This is a genomic window from Herbiconiux aconitum (assembly GCF_024979235.1).
GTDB lineage: Bacteria > Actinomycetota > Actinomycetes > Actinomycetales > Microbacteriaceae > Herbiconiux > Herbiconiux aconitum.
The window spans coordinates 101,306-120,510 of the sequence record NZ_JANLCM010000001.1; the positions used below are offsets into that span (position 1 = coordinate 101,306).

The window sequence follows — 19,205 nt, forward strand, 5'->3', positions numbered from 1 at the left end:
TCCACGCGAACGAGCATCCGAAGAACACCAGGATCCAGACGTGTGACCCCTGGTGCACGACGGTGCCACCGGGCTGGAAGAAGACCAGCGCCCAGAGCAGGATGCACGGCACCATCAGGAGCATGAGCTTCAGCAAGGAGGCGTTGCGCACCGGACGCCTCCGGATGCGTTGCACGAGCACCGAGATCGCGATACCGACGAGTAGGAGCGCGGTGATGCTGAGCGCGCCGGTGGTGTTGTAGTACTCGTGGAAGCGGTGGGCGCCGATGTCCGCCTGGTCGGCGCCGCCGAGTCCGGCGAAGACGTTCGGATCGAAGATCGTCGCCAGGTTCGTCAGTTTGTTCGCCACCCATTCCGGCAGGCTGAGCGACCCGTAGGAATCGACGAGCGCGCGCGGGAACGACCGGTCATCGACCTGCACGACTCCCGCCAGGTGCCACTTCAGCAAGCGGTCACCGGGCGGATCGACGAAGCGCTGATAGGCGGTCCACGGCAGATACACGACCGCCACCACCGCCGCCGATACGAGCACGGCTCGCACCCGGTGGCTGTTGCGCACGAGAGCCAGCACTCCGAGCACACCGATCGCGGGCAGCAGGAGGGCGGCGGCGCCGTGGCAGAGCATCGCGAGTGTGAAGGACAGCGCTGCCAGAGGAAGACCCCAGGCCAGCGGCACCAGACGCCTCAGCAGGGCGATCAGAATGGTGAGCGACGCGATGACGAGCGCCGCCGACAGCAGCTTCGGCCAGGTGTAGACGGTGTTGATCAGCATCGTGGCCGTGGCTCCGCTGAAGACGACCGCCATCGCCGTCACGCGCCGGTCGACCGACATCATCCGCAGCAGCGCCCAGAGCGCCGGCACCCAGAGCAGTTGCAACGCCACTCCGACGGCGAACGACAGCACGGTCTGCGAGAAGCCGAGCGACGAGAAGACCGCCTCGACGGCGATGATGGGCCCCGCCTGCAAGGGCGGCCGGTCTCCCCCGTTCCAGTCCAGCATGAGCCCGTGGGTGTTCTCGCCGCCCTGGATGCGCGCCGCCATCAACCAGGAGAGCGCGTTGTCGACGGGGTAGGGCTGATCGCCGAAGCTGAAGCGCAAGGCCGTGATGTCGTAGGGGGCCGCCCCGTCGACCCAGAGATAGGTCAGCCCGAGGTAGGCGAGGAGGAAGCCGAAGGCGAGGAGGATGATCGCCGGGTTCTCGCGCACCGTTCGCCAGATCCGCAGTGTCCCGGCGAGCAGCACGAAGGTGATCACCCAGGCGAAGGCGAAGTAGCGGCCCGCCACCGGATTCGCCCAGGAGACCAAGAACTGCAGCCAGGCCACCGACGCCACTCCGATGACGGCGCAGCAGATGCCGAGTGGCGGAACCCGACGCCAGAGCGGCCGGGTGAGTTCAGCGGACACCCCTGCCACGAGCGCGATCAGTGCGAACATCAGCACCCCGGCGACGAGTATCTCGACCATCAGAGCAACTGTAACGGCTCAGCAGCCCCGGTCGCGGTCATCCCGTCAGGGCGGCCTGGAGTCGGGACTGCAAGGCCGACTGCAAGGTGCGGGCGAAGGTCACCGTCAGGTGTCCCTCGTCGGCGTAGACGACGACGTTTCCGATGACCGGTTCGCAGATGCCTCCGGGGCAATAGAGATCGCTCAGGTCGATCACCTGCGTGCCCGAGGTCGCGGCGGCCTCCATCAGCGGGTCCCGAGCACCGAGCGCCTCGGTTGCCGGCGAAGCGCAGTGCGCGTCGGCTTCCGTCCGGTAGCTGGTGACACAACTCACGATGTCGGAGCGCATCGTGGGGTTGTCACGCAGCGCGATGATCCGGGTGCCTCGCGCAATCTCCGGGGCCCAGGCGGCGACGAGTCCTGCGACCGTGGCATCGCCGACATCCTCACCCGGCTCGACGATGGGCGGCAGACCGTTGCGCGCGTTGGTGACCACTATGGCGTCATAGGGCGGGTGTCCCGCGAGATAGTCGGTGAGTCCGACCTTCCAGTTCTCGCAGGCCTCGACCATGTCGTTGCTCGGCTTCTGCTGCACCGCCGTCGTCCAGTAGCAACCGTTGTGGCCGGCGACGTCGATGCGCCACCCCGTCTCGGCGGCGATCGCCTGGTAGGTGGTGAGGAGCCTGTTGTTGTGGGAGTCTCCGATCGCCGCGATCCGCACTGGTGCGTCTTCGGGCCCGAACCCGCAGATGTTGAACGCGGAGTCGGTGAGGCCCGACCAGCACTCGGTGGAGTTGACGTCGTCGCCAGCCGCCTGCGCGGGGTCGGGAACGAGCACGTCGGCCGGCACCACCCCGGTGCAGTCGTTCAGCTCGCTCATCGCACCGAGGCAGTCGGCATAGCGCTCGACCACCGGGAGGGCAGCCTCCTGCGCCCGCGCAGCCTGCACTCCGGCATAACCGAGGCCCGCACCGGATGCGACGACGACGACCGCCATGCCGGCCGCGGCCCACGCGAACACCGTCCGCGACGTCCTGCCGCCGCCGAGCAGGCGGGTGGAGAACCGCACCGGATTCTCGATGAAGCGGGTCGACAGCCAGGCGAGCAGCACCGTCGCGGCGATGATGCCGAACTTCTGCACCGTCGTGAGCGCCTCGGCGGTCACGAACGGCAGCAACACGATCAAGGGCCAGTGCCAGAGGTACATCGAGTAGGAGGCGCCGCCGACGAACTGCACCGGCGCGAAATCCGTGAGGGCTCTGGTGCGCGCCCCGTTCGCAGCCCCGCCCCAGAGCACGAGAACGGTCGCGACCACCGGGATGGCTGCCACGGCCCCGGGGAAGGGCACAGCGGCGGTCAGCAGCACCACGGTGGCCACGAGCATCGCGGAGCCTCCGAAGAAGGCGGCCCGGGCGGCGATCCCGGCTCGCGCCGCCGGAAGGAACACCAGCAGGGCGCCCGCGCCGAACTCCCAGGCACGGGTCGTGGTGACGAAGTAGGCGGTGGGGGCGCTGACCGCGGTGAGGTAGAGCGAGTAGGCGAAACTCGCCAGGGTGATGGCCAGCAGACCGCCGAGCAAGAGACGACGGGCGGAGCGTCTTCCGCGCATCCGTCGCCCCACAGCGAGGAGGGCGATCATCAGCAGGGGGACGGCGATGTAGAACTGCTCCTCCACCGAGAGGGTCCAGAAGTGCTGTACCGGGGAGGCGATGTTGTTGGCCGCCAGGTAGTCGACGGAGTTCGCTGCCAGGAGCCAGTTTTCGACGTAGAGGGTCGACGCCACGACCTCGCCGAAGAACTGCTGCCAGAGGTTCTGGGGCACCCAGAGCAGGGTCGCGACGGTCACGGCCAGGAGCACGGTCAGTGCGGCCGGCAGTAGCCGCCGAGCGCGGCGCGCCCAGAACCGCGCCAGCCCGATCTCCCCGGTGGAGCCGGCCTCCCGAACCAGCGCACCGGTGATCAGGAAGCCGCTGATCACGAAGAAGACGTCGACGCCCACGAAGCCACCGGTGAGCCGGGTGGGCCAGAGGTGGTAGAGCAGCACCGCGAGCACAGCGAAGGCCCGTAGCGCCTGGATGTCGCCACGGAAACCCGCGCGCCGAACGCCCCCTGATTTCACCACAATGGGTTCGATCGTAGCCGCTGGAGGCTGAGAGCTCGTGGTCAGGGCACGACGACGGTGGTGCACCCCAGACTGCGGTTGTCGTAGGTCAGCCAAGTGCAGACCCGGTGGCTGCCGGAGGACGCCGGAACCACGGAATCGACGCCGTGGTTCGGGCCGACGCCGGGAAAGAGCGACTCGATCCAGTCCAGCCGCCCGGTCGCCGCTATCGGCCCGGACTTTCCGTCGATGTCGACCCAGATGTACTGGGTCGCAGTCGACGTGCGATCGACCGCCCAACCGGTGAGGCGCACGCCGCCCTTCACGCCGGTGACCGAGTCGATGCTCGCCGCGCCGTTGGAAGGCACGACTACCTCACGGCAACCGAGATCCTGATTGTCGAAGGTCGCGACGATGCAGACGGTGTGCTTGCCCCCAGTGGCCGGGATGTTGAGGCTGAACCCGTGCTGCTTGCCGACACCCGGGAAGTAGGGGTCGATCCAGTCGAGCGACTTCGAGGCCGGGTAGGGCTGACCCGAGCCGTCCACGTTCACCCAGACGAACTTGACGTCTTTCGACAGTCGGTCGACCGCCCATCCGGTGACCGAGATCGTGCGCTCGGATGCGGTCAGCGTGTCCCACGAAGCCGCACCGCTGGAGGGCACGGTGACGCTCTTGCAGCCGTAGGAGACATTTTCCTTCGTTCCCCACACGCAGACGGTGTGCTTGCCGGCCGAGGCTTTGAGGAAGCCCGTGAATCCGTGGTTGGGGCCCTTGCCCGGATACTGTGCTTCGATCCAGTTCAGCTTGGCGCCCGCGTAGAGGGGGCTGCCGGCGCCGTCCACCGTCACCCACACGTAGGTCGATTCGGATTTGGTCTGGTCGAGCGACCAGCCCGCCACGTTGATGCCGCCCAGCACTCCGGTGGCGGTGTCGAAGGAGCCGACCTCGTTGTTCGGCACCGTCACGGTGCGGCAGCCGTAGGAAGTGTTCTCGACCGTGCCGGTGACACAGACCGTATGGGGGCCGGGTTTCGCCGCGAAGGTGCCGGAGAAGCCGTGCTTCTTGCCTGCAGAGGGCCAAGCCGCCGCCGCCGCTTCGGAGTTGGCTCCGGCGTAGAGGGCGCTGCCCGAGCCGTCGACGTTCACCCACACGTAGGTGGAGGCGGTGGTGCGCTTGTCGAGCGACCAGCCGCTGACCTTGATGCCGCCGAGGACACCGGTGGCACTCTCCACCGTTCCGGTCTCGTTCGCCGGAACATAGGCGGTCTTACAGCCCAGCAGCACGGAGTCGTAGCCGTAGACGCAGACCTTGTGGGCGCCGGGACTCGCCGGCACCACCCGGTCGTAACCGTGCGTGTTGCCCGTGTTGGGGTAGAGCCCCGGGGTCCAGTTGAGCTTGAGGTCGACCGGGAAGAGCTGACCCTTGCCGTCGATGTCGACCCAGATGTACGTCTTGGCGGCGCTGGCCTTGTTGAGCGACCAGCCGGCGATGTGCACGCCACCGACGACACCTTCAGCGGTGTCGAGGTAGCCGGCCGCGGTCTTCGCGGGCACGACGACGGTCTTGCAGCCGAGGTCGGTTCCGCTGGCTTTCGAGACGCACACCGTGCGGCTGCCCGGGAGGGCGTTGACGATGCCGCTGAACCCGTGATTGACACCGATGTTCGGGTAGAGCGCAGGAATCCAATCGAGGCGCACGTCGGCGACCATCGAGGTGGCCTGGCCGTCGACCGTCACGGTGATGCCCACCGGGTTCGTCGAGGTCGGCTCGACCGCCCATCCGGTGACCTGCACACCGCCGGCCACGGGCACCGCCGTGTCGAAGGCGCCGTGCGGGTTGTTCGCGCCGCGCGGGTCGCCGAACCAGTCGGAGTACAGCCGCCAGAAGTTGCGGTTGCCGTAGGAGGAGCAGCCGTCGGTCTGGGCGCCGTAGACGTTCGACATGGCCACAGCGTTGGGCTGGTAGGGCGTGTAGTAGTACAGACCCGCCGTCGCCTGGTTCTTGATCAGCACCGGCGAGGAGCCACAGGCGGCATTCGGGTGATAGCGCACGGCGGAGTACTTGCCAACCGGGAACCAGTTGAAGAACGCCGAGGTGCCGGGCGGGTTCGAGTAGCGCTTGTACTGCCAGGCGGCCTTGTAGACCTGGTTGTAGAACCCTGAGTACTCGGCGTCGCACGGGGCGGTGTCGGGGCACGCGAAGCCGGTGGCCGAGGTGTACTGGCTGGCACTCGGCCAGGAGTCGGTGATGAGCGACTGCTCCTTCTGCAGCAGCACCACCAGCACGGCCTGGCTCACGTTGCAGGCCTGCCCCACCTTGGCGATGATCGTGGCGGCCGATTCGTTGGCGCCGCCGGAGTAGCTGTTGCACATCGCGTCGCCGGGCCTGGTCCAGGTCGACTGCCTGTAGTCCTTCAGGCAGGTGTAACCGGCGCGACAGCTCGGCACCTGGGCGTTGAGGAAGTTCTGCACGGCCCCGGCCGACATCGCGTTGCCGTTGAAGAAGTTGGCGTCGCTGATGATGTTGCCGGGGTCGAAGTCGGAGGCGGTGGCCGCGGGAACAGCCGCAGCCTGCGGTGAGGTCGCTGCGGGGGCGGCAGCTGGAGCGGCGAGCGGAGCAGCGGCCGGGGCAGCCGCCGCAGGCGCGGCGAACACCGTCAAACCACTCACGGCGAGCACGGCGCTCAACAGGGCGGCGAGAACACCTCGTCGGGTGGAGCTGCGCGTCATCGTGTATCCCCTCACCCGTCCATAGTAAGAGGAGGGGCACGAACGCTGGGGACTCGCTGTGTCGTGGCGTGTCGGCGGCGACTAGCGGTAGAGCACGTCTTTCACCGCGAGGAGATAGGTGCGGCCGTAGCGCTGCGAGGGCTCGAGGATGGCGCCCTCCGCCCATTCGTTCCAGGCGTTCACGAACACCACCCGCTCGTCGCGGTCGCGCTCCATGACCGAGGAGACGGTGGTGTTCAGCCAGCGTCGGAACGTATACGGGTTCGACCCGTACCACATGTCGGGCTGCCACTGCCGGCGGGCCGTGTTGTCGAAGTTCACCATCACGCCCGGGTAGCGGTGCGCCGGCGGCTCGGTGTTCAGACGGTGCTCGGCATGCTCTGCCATGGCGTTGTAGCTCAGCAGGTTGCCCTTGAACCGCTCGTCGAGACCGCGGTTCTCGCGCGGAAGAGCGCCCCAGAACATGTTGTGCGGGGCGAACTCGAGGTAGGCGTCGAGGCCGTGCGCGGCCAGCTCGCCCTCGACGCCCTGCATCGAGGTGCCCACGTCGACCGTCAGCACCGTGAGGCCGGGGAGCCCGGCCTCCGCCGCGACCTCGCGCCAATGAGCGATCACCTCGACGTGGTCGGGGATCTGCGTGATGCGGTAGACCGCGATCACCGGCTTGTCATCGATCCGGATGTACCGCGGATCGGTGATCAGGTGCAGCACGTCGTGGATGAACTGCTTCGCCGAGACCCGCTCGTAGTCCTGGGCGATCAGGATGTTCTTCTCACTGCCGTCCCAGCGCCTCGTCCAGTTCTCGTTCGCCCACATGATGCAGAACTTCTGGTCGGCCGAACCCGCCGCGAGGTCTTCGATCGGCATGTCCATGAGCTTCTTGCCCGCGAACCAGTAGTAGTAGTACATGAAGCCCTCGATGCCCATCGAGGCGGCGAGGTCGTACTGCGCGTCGCGCACTCCCGGGGTACGGAGGTCGTAGAACCCCAGTTCGCTCGGCAGCAGCGGCTGGATGTGCCCGGGATACAGCGGAGTGCCGGCGGCGACGTTCGACCACTCGGTGAAGCCCTTCTCCCACCACTCGTCGTTCTCGGGGAAGGTGTGGTACTGCGGCAGGTAGAACGGGATCACCCGGGCCCGCGGCGTCGTCTCGACGTCGGGCCGATAGCGCTCGTGAGCGCCGGCGACCGCGGCCTCAGCAGTCAGCGACGTCGTGTCGCGCACGTCGTAGCCGGCTTCCCCGGCGACGATGCCCAGCACCCGCTCGATCGCGTGCGCGGTGGTCGCGTCGACCTGGCCCCACTCCTCGTCGAAGTCGGAGGCCGACAGCTCGAACGCGCGGAGGCCCTGCAGCACGAATCCGCGCACCCAGTAGATCGAGCCGGCGGCGAAGCGCAGGCCGTCTTCGTCGAGGTCGAGCTGGATGCGTCGCAGCAGCGCACCCACGATGTCGAGGTCGCCACCCCAGAACTCCGGCCCGAGCACGTTGCCCGCCGAGGTGAGGATGCCGAGCGACGGATCGGAGGCGAACTCGTCGAGCACCCGGGTCACGTTCTCGACCGAGCCGACGAGCTCGCTGAAGAAGCTCTCCCGCCACTGTTCGCCCGAGCCGCTCAGCTCGGTATGCCCTTCGCGCCACGCGCTCTTCTTGGTGTGCACCTTGAACACGAGTTCGTAGTCGTCGAGCAGACCGGCGTTCACCACCGAGACGAGGGGCAGGATGTCTCGGCCGTGGTTCGCGATATCGAACACCTGCAGGCGGTCGAGGTTGGGCATCGTGTTCATGTCGATCTCGAGGGGCTCGCCGGAGGAGTTGGTGACGATGAGGTCGAACTGCACGGGCAATGCTGCGAGCGATTCGACGATCTGCGGCAGCAGGTCGACGTAGTAGACGTGCACGACCACCGCGATGCGCGAGGTGGTGGGCTTCGCCGTGAACTGCTTCTTCCACTCCCCCGGGTAGAGGGCCTTCAGCCGATTGGTGCGATTCGCCGCCCAGACGCCGAAGCTGGCCGGGAAGTCGTCGGCCACGACACGCGCCGGCGGGGTCGCGAGCTTGTTGCCCGCGCGCTCGAGCACGCGGCCCGTTCGGCGCTTCACGCCACCGATGGTGATCTTTCTCATTGCCCTCAGAGCCAGTCCGTCGGGTTGATCCCGAACTTCTCCTGAACGACGGTGGGGACCTCGGAACCATCAGCAACAATACTGGGGTTGGTCACGAGTTCCCGCTTCACGAAGGGAAAACCGAGGTCGAGCAAGCCGCGCCAGCCCAGGATGGTGGGGTTCTGCGTGTAGTGCACCACCAGGTCGTAATCGAACCAGGCACCGGTCACGAAACCCTCGCCGTGCAGGAGCCGGTTGAGCCCGAGCTCGTATTTGTCGATGATGTCGAACTTCGACGACTGCTCCGGCAGGTTCTGCCAGAAGTGCTTCAGAGTGGGATCGTTCAGCACTCCGTCACGGAAGCCGAGGAGGAAGCTCTGCAGGTGCGGCATGTACTGCGCCGTCCATGTTCCGCCCCAGACGTCGAAGTAGGAGCCCTCGAAGTCCTCCACCATCGGTGCGAGGCTCGAGAACGGCCCGACCAGGGAGTCGTTGGTGATGATGACGTAGGGCTTCGACCGGATCTCCGGGAACATCTCCAGGCCCGTGGCCCACGATCCGAAGTCGTAGCCGACGTTCGGCTTGCGGATCACGATGGCCTCGTTCGCCGGCCCCCGCGACCAGTCGAGCGGCCGGGTGTCGTCGGAGGCGCGCACTACGACGACCGCGTATCCCACCTCTTCGAGGCGCGCAACCATCCAGGACAGCGAGAGGGAGACCTGCGCGGTCGGACCGTAACTGGCGACCACGGCGACCCGATCGGTCGCCGGCAGCGTCGTGCGAGTGCTTTCGATGACGGCCCGCGGCAGCACCTTCTCCAAGATGCTCGGAGACACGCGCATCAGGTCCAGCCGTTGTTGAGGGACTTGCGCCGACGCATCCGGAGCGGTCGGGTGATCGACCAGGACGTCGATCCGCGCAGCGCCTTCAGCTGGGAGCTGTAACGCTCGCACTGGTTGCGACTTGCCACCAGCCGCTTGCGGTATTCCTCGACCTCGGCGTTGCGCCGGGCCAGCTGCGAGCGCAGCGCAGCGATCTCGAGGCGCATTTCGCGCAGCTCGTTCGCCGACAGGGCCGGGGCCGAAGGGTCGCCGGAGGGCGCAGAAGGATCTGTGGCGCCGTTGCCTGTTGGTGAGAGACGTGAGCTCATGGCTGCTGCTTTCGACAGGGGAAACGTGTCAATGGTAGCCAGGTTCGGCCCGCGCCGCCTGCGAGGGGGCCTAGCGAGCGCTCAGCTGACGTCGACCGGGATCTGGGCCGAGCCCGAGTGGCCTTCGTCGGTGAAGACGAGCTCCACCGTCCAGCTGCCGGTCGAACCGGCCGGCAGGGCGAGGGAAAGTCCGGAGCAATAGGTGACCGCGGCATCCGCCATTCCGGCTGCTTCGGCCGAGACCGACTGCCCGTCTTGGCTGGCGGTCGCAGTGCAGGTGCCGGTCGAGCTCACCAGGTCGGTCACCATGCCCGCCACCGCGATGGCGCCGGTCGACGGGTCGAAGGAGGAGTTGAGGATCTGCACCGACACCGTCTTCACGGCCGGGGTGGTCGGCGTGGGAGTCGGTGTCGGGTTCGGCACCACGCCGGTGTTGGTCGGCGTCGGAGTGATGGTGGGCTGCACCGTCGGCGTGGGGCTCGGCACCGTGGCGGTGGGGGTCGGCGAGCCGGCGGCGCCGATGCAGCCCGACATCCCGAGCACCGCCGCCAGGGCGATCGCACTGCTGACGGACACGCGGAAGAAGGACGTACGAGCCATGGGTCCGATCCTAGGGAGGATGTCTCCGGATGCCCGCTGACCCACCGACGATAGGCTGATCGGATGAAGATTCCCGCTCCGAAGGCAGAGTCCGGTGTCGTCTCGGTGGTGATCGTCAACTTCCGTGGCGCCGACGACACGATCGAATGCGTCCGTCAGCTGGGCGAGGTCGACTGGCCCGCTGCGAACCTCGACGTCGTGGTGGTGGAGAACGGATCGGGCGACGACAGCCTGGCCCGGCTCACCGAGGCCTTCCGCGGCGACGGCCGTGTGCGGGTGGTCGAGTCGCCCGAGAACCTCGGCTTCGCGGGCGGCAGCAACCTCGGCGCGTCGCTCGCCCGGGGCGAGTTCGTCGCCTTCCTGAACAGCGACGCGAAGCCCGACCCGTCGTGGATCCGCGGTGCCGTCGCGGAGTTCGATACGAGCCCCGCCATCGCCGCTGTCGGCAGCAAGGTGCTCGACTGGGACGGCAAGGTGGTCGACTTCGTCGGCGGCAGCCTCAGCTGGTTCGGCATGGGCTACAAAGACCACGAGAACGAGCCCGACGACGAGCGGTTCTCGGCCCCGCGCGACATCCTTTACGGCACCGGATCGGCCCTGTTCGTGCGGGCCTCCGTATTCGCCGAGGTAGGCGGATTCGACGAGCGCTACTTCATGTTCTACGAAGACGTCGATCTCGGCTGGCGCCTCAACCTCCTCGGCTACCGGGTGCGGTTCGCACCGGCATCCGTGGTCTACCACCGTCACCACGCCTCGATGCGCAGCTTCGGGCCCTACCGCGAGAGCTACCTGCTCGAGCGCAACGCTCTCGCCACCCTCTACAAGAACCTCTCGCCCGAGAACCTCGCCCGGTTCCTGCCGGGCGCCATGGCCTTGCTGGCCCGCCGCGCGGTCGCGAAGAGCGACCTCGACTCGCAGCTGTTCGACATCCGCCGCTTCGATCAAGCGGCCGACGGCGAGTTCGACGAGACCACGCCGATCGCGAAGGAGTCGCTGGCCGGCCTCTTCGCGCTCGACCAGTTCGTCGAAGACCTGGAGTCGCTGAGCGTCACCCGCGACGACATCCAGTCACGACGGCGGCGCACGGATGCCGAGCTGTTCCGCCTCTTCGGCAACATGATCCACCCGTTGCTCGGCGGCTCCTCCTACCTCGCCGGCTTCCGCGCGGTGGTGGATGCCTTCGACATCGAGTCGTCGACCGACCGACGGCACATCCTCGTGATCACGGGCGACTCGCTCGGCGAGAAGATGGCCGGGCCCGGCCTCCGCGCCTGGAAGATCAGCGAGGCCCTGAGCGCAGAGCACGACGTGCGCCTGGTCACCTGGAACGCCGCGAACCGGCGTTCGGATCGTTTCGAGGTGGAGCACGTGCAGCTCCAGAACGAGCGGCAGATGCGCGTTCACGAGGAGTGGGCCGACGTCATCTTCTTCCAGGGTTACGCGCTGCACCACTTCACCACCCTGCAGAAGTCGCAGAAGATCGTGGTGGCCGACATCTACGACCCGATGCACCTCGAGCAGCTCGAACAGGGCCGCGAGTTCGGCACCGAACGCTGGACGAACATCGTGCGCTCGGCCACCGAGGTGCTGAACGCCCAGTTGGCGCGCGCCGACTTCTTCCTCTGCGCCTCCGAGCGCCAGCGGCTGTTCTGGCTCGGTCAGCTCGCCGCTCTAGGCCGCATCAACCCGGCGAACTACGCCGCCGACGACTCGCTCGACGAACTCATCTCCATCGCGCCCTTCGGCCTCGACTCCACTCCCCCGAGACACACCCGCGACGCCATCCGCGGCGTGGTGCCCGGCATCGGCAAGAGCGACAAGGTCATCATCTGGGGCGGCGGCATCTACAACTGGTTCGACACGCTCACCCTCGTGCGCGCCGTCGGGCAGCTCGCCGAGCGGCGCCCCGACGTGCGGCTGTTCTTCATGGGCACCGCGCATCCGAACCCGGATGTGCCCGAGATGGCGGTGGTGCAGAAAACCCGGCAGCTCGCCGCCGACCTCGGCCTCACCGACACGAACGTGTTCTTCAACGAGTCATGGGTCGACCTCGACGACCGCCAGAACTACTTGCTCGAAGCCGACGTCGGCGTGAGCACCCACTTCGACCACATCGAGACCACCTTCTCGTTCCGCACGCGCATCCTCGATTACCTCTGGGCGGGCCTGCCGATCGTCACGACCGAAGGCGACAGCTTCGGCGACCTGGTGGAGAAGGAAGGCCTCGGCGTCTCGGTGCCCGAACGCGACGTCGACGCTCTGGCCGACGCGCTCGAACGGATGCTCTACGACGCGCCCGAACGAGAGGCCGCACAGCAGGCGGTCGCCCGGGTGCGAGAGCGCTTCACCTGGGAGGAGACGCTCCGGCCGCTGGTGGAGTTCTGCCGCGACCCGCATCCGGCCGCCGACCGGGTGCTGGGTTCGCTGTCGTCGCCGCTCGATGTCGCCGGCGCCGGCCGCCGCGGCCGGCCGGTGACGGCCGAGGAGAAGTTCCAGGCCATCTCGACCCGCCGGCACGGCGTGCGCCGCGACATCGCCCTCGCCCGGCACTACCTCACGAGCGGCGGCCTCTCGTCGCTCGGCGGCAAGATCCGCTCCCGCCTGCAGCACGCTCGCGCCACGAAAGGCTGAGCGACCCTGGCCGAGCCTGGGAGGCCCGGCCGGAACCGTCATGTATTGTCTATCCCGGCAGATTTCCGCTGCCCGACCAAGTGGCTTGGAGGCCGTGATCATGGCTGACTCCCTGGAGTCCCCGGCCGAGAGGTCGACCCGCCTTCTCAGCGAACCGTGGCAGCACGCCGGAGCGAGCGGAACCGGTGTCACCGGAACCATCGCGTCGTTCCGTGAGATCTGGGCGCACCGGCAGCTGCTCGGGCTGCTCACCAAACGCGAGCTGAAGTCGCGCTACAAAGACAGCGCGGGTGGATTCCTGTGGAGTCTCGCGAAGCCGCTCACGCAGCTGTTCATCTACTACCTGGTGATCGGCCAGTTCCTCGGAGCCGCCCGCGGCATCGAGAACTTCGCCATCTACATCTTCGCCGGACTGACCGTCTACACGCTGTTCAGCGAGATCGTCGGCTCCGGCACGGGTTCGATCATCGCGAACGCCGGGCTCGTGAAGAAGGTGTATCTGCCACGGGAGATCTTCCCGCTCGCGGCGGTGGGCTCCGCCCTGTTCAACTTCGCCGTGCAGCTGGTGATCCTCTTGATCGCCTCGATCGCTGTGGGCACGCTCACCTTTGGTCCGCAGCTGCTGTTCGGGCTGGGCGCGCTCGTGCTCGTGCTGGTCTGGGGCACCGCCGTGGGCATCCTGCTCGCTGCGCTGAACGTGTACCTGCGCGACATCCAGTACCTCGTAGAGGTGGTGCTGCTGCTGCTCATGTGGGCTTCGCCCATCCTCTACTCCTGGCAGCAGGCGGCAGCGGTGCTGCCCGGCTGGCTGCTCGAGATCTACGTCAACTCCCCGATCACGCTCGCCGTGCTCGGGTTCCAGGAAGCCTTCTGGTCGGAGGCCTCCAACGGCGTGCCGCTGCCGCATCTCGCCGTGCGGATGCTCATCGCGCTCGCTATCGGAATCATCGCCCTGCTCGGGGCGCAACGAATCTTCAGCCGCCTTCAGGGCGACTTCGCACAGGAGCTGTGATCCGTGGCCAGTCACGTCCCCGTCGTCGAAATCAACGACGTCTCGAAGCGCTTCATCATCCGCAAGGAGAAGAGCCTCAAGGAGCGCCTGGTCAACGCCGGCCGCTCGAAGCAGTTCAAAGAAGATTTCTGGGCGCTGAAGAACGTCTCGCTGGAGATCGAATCCGGGTCGACAATCGGGCTGATCGGGCCCAACGGGTCGGGTAAGTCGACGCTGCTGAAGACCATCGGCGGCATCATCCAGCCCACCTCCGGATCGGTGCAGCGCCGCGGGCGCCTCGCCGCCCTGCTCGAACTCGGCGCCGGATTCCACCAAGACCTCACGGGCCGCGAGAACGTCTACCTCAACGCCTCGATCCTCGGCCTCTCGCGCCGCCAGACCGACCTCTACTTCGACGACATCGTGGAGTTCTCGGGCATCAAAGACTTCATCGACACCCAGGTGAAGTTCTACTCCTCGGGCATGTACGTGCGGCTCGCCTTCGCGGTGGCGGTGCACGTCGACCCCGATCTGCTGCTCGTCGACGAGGTGCTCGCCGTGGGCGACGAGGCCTTCCAGCGCAAGTGCCTCGACAAGATCCGTTCCTTCCAGGCGGAGGGCCGCACGATCGTGCTCGTCACTCACTCGCTCGGGCAGGTCACCGAGCTGTGCGACCGCGCGGTGCTGCTCTCGAAGGGCCAGGTCATGTTCGACGGAGTGCCCCACGAGGCGGTGCGCGACTTCCGCGACATCCTCGAGGAGCGCCGGGTCGACGAAGTGACGGCGAAGGCGGAGAAGGCGCACGAGCCGGTGCAGGAGGGACGCGTCGTCGAGACGGTCGTGTTCGCCCGAGGACGCGAGGTCGGCGACGACATCCACCCCGGCGACGACATCATCATCCGCGCCACCTTCGAGCACCCGACCGGGATCGACGACTGGATCGCCGCCGTGCAGATCGACAGCACGATGGGAACGGCCGTTTACGGCACCGCGTCGCCACGGTTCGAAAACGTGCATCTGCCCCGCCTCACCTCGCCGCGCACCATCGAGTTCGTCATCAAGAACGCCCAGTTCGGCACGGGTCGCTACTTCATCAACACGTCGCTGATGGACAAGGAGAAGCGCCACTTGCACGACGCGGTGCAGAACGCCACGTTCGAGGTGCCGTACTACCCTCTGGCCGTCGGAGTCCTGCACGCCGAACCAGAGATGCGCGACCTCGGAGCCTGACGTGCCCCGCACCGTCAGCGCGATCGTCGTCAACTGGCGTCAGCCCGAGCTGACCTCGGCTGCCGTCACCTCGCTCGAAGAGCAGGTGGGGCGGTCCGCTTCCGGCGACGATCTCGGTATCGAGCTGCGCGTGGTGATCGTCGACAACGCCTCGGGCGACGGGTCGGCCGAGCTGCTCCGCTCGCGGCATCCGCAGCACCGGGTGGTCGAGACCCCCACCAACGGAGGCTTCGGGTCAGGTGTGAACGCGGCCATCCGCTCGGCCACGGCGGACTTCTACCTCCTGCTGAACAATGACGCCGTCGTGCGACCGGGTTTCGTAGCTGCGCTGATCGACGAGATGGATTCCGCTCCGCGCGTCGGCGCCGTGACCGGGCGCATTCTCCTCGCCGGACGCTTCTCGCGGGTCGACACGAGCGCCCGGGCCGGCGCCGGCGCCGGCGCACTGCTCCGCGGGCACGACGGCTCGCTCTGGCGGGCCGACCCCGCCGGCTCGCCTCTGGTCAACAGCACCGGAAATGAGATGACCCTCTCCGGTAACGGGCGAGACCGTGACTGGCTACGACCCGCGGATGCCACGGCACGGCCTTCGGGCGAGGTGTTCGGCTTCTCGGGTGGGGCAGCCCTCTTGCGTGCCACCGCTCTCGAAGAGGTGGGCCTGTTCGACGAGAGCCTCTTCATGTACTACGAGGACACCGAACTCTCCTGGCGGCTGCGCCGAGCCGGCTGGACCGTGCGTTACGCCTCGGGCGCCGAGGTGGAGCACGCCCACGCGGCCTCGAGCGGCACCGGCAGCGACCTCTTCCGCTTCTACAACGAGCGCAACCGCGTGCTCGTGAGCGCCATGACCGCGCCCTCCGCTGTCGTCGCCCGCGCGCTGGCCCGCACCGGTGCAGGGACGGCGCGGGCCGTGATCTCGGCCGCCACCGCACGCACCCCCGCATCGCGATCTGCTGCCCGCCACGTCGCCAGAAGACGCCTCCGCTCGCTCTCGGCAGCGCTCAAGGGACTTCCCGCTGCCCTGGCCGAGCGCCGTCGGGTCGACCGCTCGGCGAGCGTTTCGCGTGCCGAAGTGGCTCGCCTCCTGGTCGCGGGATGACCGAGCGACCCGTCGCTATGCTGAATGTTTGTCGGACCACCCCACGGAAAGCTACCCGATGACCTCTCGGATACCGCTGCTGTTCGACGCCACCTCGCTCCCCCCGGCCTGGGGCGGTGTCGCTCGATACATCCAGGGAGTGCTGGGCGGCTTCGACGAACTCGGCATCTCGGTGCACGTGGTGGCCAAACCCGTCGACGTCGAGCGGCTGCGTACCACCGCTCCCGGGCACGAGTACCACGCGAGCCCGGCGTACGTGGGCAATCGTGTACTGCGCTTCGCCTGGGAGCAACGGGGCTTGCCACGCCTTGCCCGCCGGCTCGGGGCGACGGCGATTCACTCGCCGCACTACACGCATCCGCTGGTCACGCGGGCGAAGCGCATCGTGACCGTGCACGACGCCACCTTCTTCTCCGACGCCGGGGTGCATTCGAGGCTGAAGGGCGTGTTCTTCCGATTCTGGATGCGGCGGGCTGCCGCCCATGCCGACGCCCTGGTGACGCCGAGCCGCGCCACTGCCGAGGAGATGCGCCGGCACACCCGGGTGCGGCGGGCTGAGATCGTCGTGGCCTACCTCGGAGTCGACCGCTCGCTGTTCCACCCCGTCGAGGCGTCGGAGACCGCGCGGTTCGCTGCCCGGCACGGGCTCCGCCCTGAGCTCGGCTGGATCGCCTTCCTCGGCACCATCGAGCCTCGCAAGAACGTCGGCGGGCTCATCCGGGCCCACCGCGCCCTCACGGCGCGAGCGGCCGCGTCGACACCGGGCGATGCCGTCGTGCCGGTGCCGCCGCTCGTGATCTCCGGCGCCCGCGGCTGGGACGACGACGCGATCGCCCTCCTCGATTCCGCCACTCCGGGCGACGGCGTGATCGAGGCGGGATACCTGCCCGTGCGCGACCTGCCGGCCTTCCTCGGCGGCGCCACCGTGGTGGCCTACCCGAGCCTCGGCGAGGGCTTCGGACTGCCGGTGCTGGAGGCGATGGCCTGCGGCGCCGCGGTGCTGACCACTCGGCGCTTGTCGATCCCCGAAGTGGGCGGAGACTGCGTCGCCTACACAGAGCCGGACGCGGAGCACCTCGCGTCGGCCCTCGGTGCGTTGATCGCCGATCGGGCACAGCGGGCCGACCTCGGCGAGCGGGCCGAGTCACGGGCGGGCGAGTTCACGTGGGAGGCCTGCGCGAACGCGCATCTCGAGGCTTACCGTGCTGCGGGGACGGCGCTCGCATGACGGACATCCCCTCACGCACGGTCATCGTGACCGTCAGCTACGACTCCCTCGCAGTGATGCCCGCGTTCCTGGGGTCGGTCGCGGCGGCCTCGACCGGTCCGGTGACCGTGTACATCGCCGACAACAAACCGGAGTCACCGGCGCGCGGCGAGCTCGAGCGAGTGATCGCGGAATACGGTGGCGTCTATCGGCCGATGACCGGCAACCTCGGCTACGGCCACGCCATCAACACGGTCGTCGGAACGTTGCCCGAGACGGTCGAGTTCGTGCTGATCAGCAACCCCGACGTGGTGCTCGGCGCAGAGAGCCTCGATCGGATGCAAGCCGCGATCGAGGCTGAGGACGACATCGCAGCGGTCGGGCCGCGCATCCGCGCCGTCGACGGCTCCACCTACCCGTCGGCGCGGTCGGTGCCTTCACTCCGGAGCGGCGTGGGCCACGCGGTGTTCGGCACGATCTGGCCCACCAACCCGTGGACCAGGCGTTATCGCAACCAGACCGGTGAGCAGGTCGTGCGGCGGGATGCAGGCTGGCTCTCGGGTGCCTGTCTTCTGGTGCGACGCAGCGCCTTTCGAGCTCTCGACGGCTTCGACACCGACTACTTCATGTACTTCGAAGACGTCGACCTCGGCTACCGCTTCGGCAAAGCCGGCTGGCGCAACGTCTACGAGCCCTCGGCCGAGGTGCTGCACACCGGTGCGCACTCGACCACGACGGAGTCGGCCCGGATGCTCGACGCCCATCACGAGAGCGCGAAGAGGTTCCTCAATCGCAAGTACACCGGTCCACTGCTCGCACCGGTGCGCTGGGCGCTCTCGGCCGGGCTCACGCTTCGCGCCTGGATCGCCAAACGCCGCTAAGTGTCACGCCGTGCGCGGTGCCGGGAGGCCCGGGCGACGAGCACGTCCCGCAACAGCCGACGGGCACGGGCGTCGAACGAGTGCGCCTGAGCGACGGCCCCGGCCGCACGACGCCGGGCTGCAGCGTCGGGCCAGACCGTCGCGGCCGGGTCGAGTAGCGCGTGCAGCTCGTCGGGCGAGCGGTAGACCTGCACCGAGGAGCCGAACTCCTCCGGCAGGCCGCTGACGTCGTCGGAGACGACGCGGGCACCGACGGCAACGGCGTCGAACAGGCGATTGGACACGAAGCCCTCGTCGGCCATATCGGCCCAATGGTCGTTCAACACGATCCGGGCGGAACGATAGGCGGCCGGCACGCGTTCGTTCGCGAGGAAGTCGGCGCGCACGTAGCGGGGGTCGATGAACGCTTCCCAGCCGTCGCCGTAGATCTGGAGATCGGCACCGGCCTCGATCGCGTCGCGCACGATCGGCCGATAGACCTCGCGGGTCTTGCCCACGAAGAGCACGTCGGCTTCGAGATCGGCGTCGCGTGGGCCGTCGGGCGCGAATCGATGCGGGTCGGTCGCCTGCAGCAGTCCCGCAACGGCACGGTCCGGAGCCGAATGCTCTGCAGCCCAGCTCAGGCTCGCCGCGTACCGGCCGTTCCAGCGACGGCCGAGAACCTGGTCGGTCACCAGTTCAGGGTGGCTGATCACCCAGATCAGGTTGACGGCGCCATCCTGGGGCACCGGATCATGGAGACCGACCAGGTGAATCACGACGTCGTCGGAGAACCGGCCCCCGGTGCGCCCGTGCTGCCCCAGCCGATCGATGCGCACGCGCTGTCCGAGCGCCCGAAGCGAGACCGCGAGATCGTGCGCGAAGTACACGTCGCCCCAGACATCGCCCGTCGACCCCTCGGGGGCCGAGATCTTGATGGCCCACTGCAGACGGGGGCGCCCGGTGGCCAACGACCAGCGTCGTCGCAGGCGCCGGAGGGCGAGCGCCGCCGCCCTCCGCGGGAGCCCGCTCATCGGGCTCGGGGGACGACGACGGT

The 19,205-nt window shown here is 68.0% G+C and carries 13 protein-coding genes; 6 read left to right on the forward strand and 7 right to left on the reverse strand.

Annotated elements, in window-relative coordinates:
* Positions 1-1,502 precede the first annotated feature (1,502 nt).
* From N1027_RS00495 to N1027_RS00520, 6 genes are all read right to left on the reverse strand, one after another.
* Positions 1,503-3,566 carry an acyltransferase family protein gene (locus tag N1027_RS00495; RefSeq protein WP_259503858.1) on the reverse strand — a complete coding sequence of 688 codons (2,064 nt, stop codon included), beginning with the start codon at positions 3,564-3,566 and terminating at the stop codon, positions 1,503-1,505.
* Positions 3,567-3,607: 41 nt separating this feature from the next.
* The gene (locus N1027_RS00500; RefSeq protein WP_259503860.1) at positions 3,608-6,277 is read right to left on the reverse strand and encodes a hypothetical protein; all 2,670 of its coding nucleotides are present in this window, start codon (positions 6,275-6,277) and stop codon (positions 3,608-3,610) included.
* Positions 6,278-6,358: 81 nt separating this feature from the next.
* The gene (locus N1027_RS00505) at positions 6,359-8,401 is read right to left on the reverse strand and encodes a glycoside hydrolase family 99-like domain-containing protein (protein WP_259503861.1); all 2,043 of its coding nucleotides are present in this window, start codon (positions 8,399-8,401) and stop codon (positions 6,359-6,361) included.
* 5 nt (positions 8,402-8,406) lie between these two features.
* On the reverse strand, positions 8,407-9,216 hold the full coding sequence (locus N1027_RS00510; RefSeq protein ID WP_259503862.1) for a rhamnan synthesis F family protein: 810 nt from the start codon (positions 9,214-9,216) through the stop codon (positions 8,407-8,409).
* Positions 9,217-9,221: 5 nt separating this feature from the next.
* Positions 9,222-9,530 carry a nucleotide exchange factor GrpE gene (locus N1027_RS00515; protein ID WP_259503864.1) on the reverse strand — a complete coding sequence of 103 codons (309 nt, stop codon included), beginning with the start codon at positions 9,528-9,530 and terminating at the stop codon, positions 9,222-9,224.
* Positions 9,531-9,611: 81 nt separating this feature from the next.
* A complete protein-coding gene (locus N1027_RS00520; RefSeq protein ID WP_259503866.1) occupies positions 9,612-10,130 on the reverse strand; it encodes a hypothetical protein in 519 nt (172 codons plus the stop codon).
* Between the two features lie 63 nt (positions 10,131-10,193).
* On the opposite strand from N1027_RS00520, the gene N1027_RS00525 reads away from it, so the two are divergent.
* The 6 genes from N1027_RS00525 (at position 10,194) to N1027_RS00550 (ending at position 18,169) form a co-directional block, all read left to right on the forward strand.
* Entirely contained in the window at positions 10,194-12,761 is a 2,568-nt protein-coding gene (locus N1027_RS00525) for a glycosyltransferase (protein WP_259503868.1), read from the forward strand.
* A gap of 100 nt (positions 12,762-12,861) precedes the next feature.
* Complete coding sequence (locus tag N1027_RS00530; RefSeq protein ID WP_259503869.1) at positions 12,862-13,773, forward strand: ABC transporter permease; 912 nt, start codon at positions 12,862-12,864, stop codon at positions 13,771-13,773.
* A gap of 3 nt (positions 13,774-13,776) precedes the next feature.
* On the forward strand, positions 13,777-14,982 hold the full coding sequence (locus tag N1027_RS00535; protein WP_259503871.1) for an ABC transporter ATP-binding protein: 1,206 nt from the start codon (positions 13,777-13,779) through the stop codon (positions 14,980-14,982).
* A gap of 1 nt (position 14,983) precedes the next feature.
* Complete coding sequence (locus N1027_RS00540) at positions 14,984-16,081, forward strand: glycosyltransferase (protein WP_259503876.1); 1,098 nt, start codon at positions 14,984-14,986, stop codon at positions 16,079-16,081.
* 58 nt (positions 16,082-16,139) lie between these two features.
* The gene (locus N1027_RS00545) at positions 16,140-17,309 is read left to right on the forward strand and encodes a glycosyltransferase family 4 protein (protein ID WP_259503878.1); all 1,170 of its coding nucleotides are present in this window, start codon (positions 16,140-16,142) and stop codon (positions 17,307-17,309) included.
* Positions 17,306-18,169 (forward strand): glycosyltransferase family 2 protein, encoded by an 864-nt coding sequence (locus tag N1027_RS00550; protein ID WP_259503880.1) that lies wholly within the window; start codon positions 17,306-17,308, stop codon positions 18,167-18,169. The genes N1027_RS00545 and N1027_RS00550 overlap by 4 nt, the downstream gene beginning before the upstream one ends.
* Here the strand turns inward: N1027_RS00550 and N1027_RS00555 are convergent.
* Complete coding sequence (locus N1027_RS00555; RefSeq protein WP_259503883.1) at positions 18,166-19,182, reverse strand: glycosyltransferase family protein; 1,017 nt, start codon at positions 19,180-19,182, stop codon at positions 18,166-18,168. The two genes, N1027_RS00550 and N1027_RS00555, sit on opposite strands and share 4 nt — an antisense overlap.
* Positions 19,183-19,205: the final 23 nt, after the last annotated feature.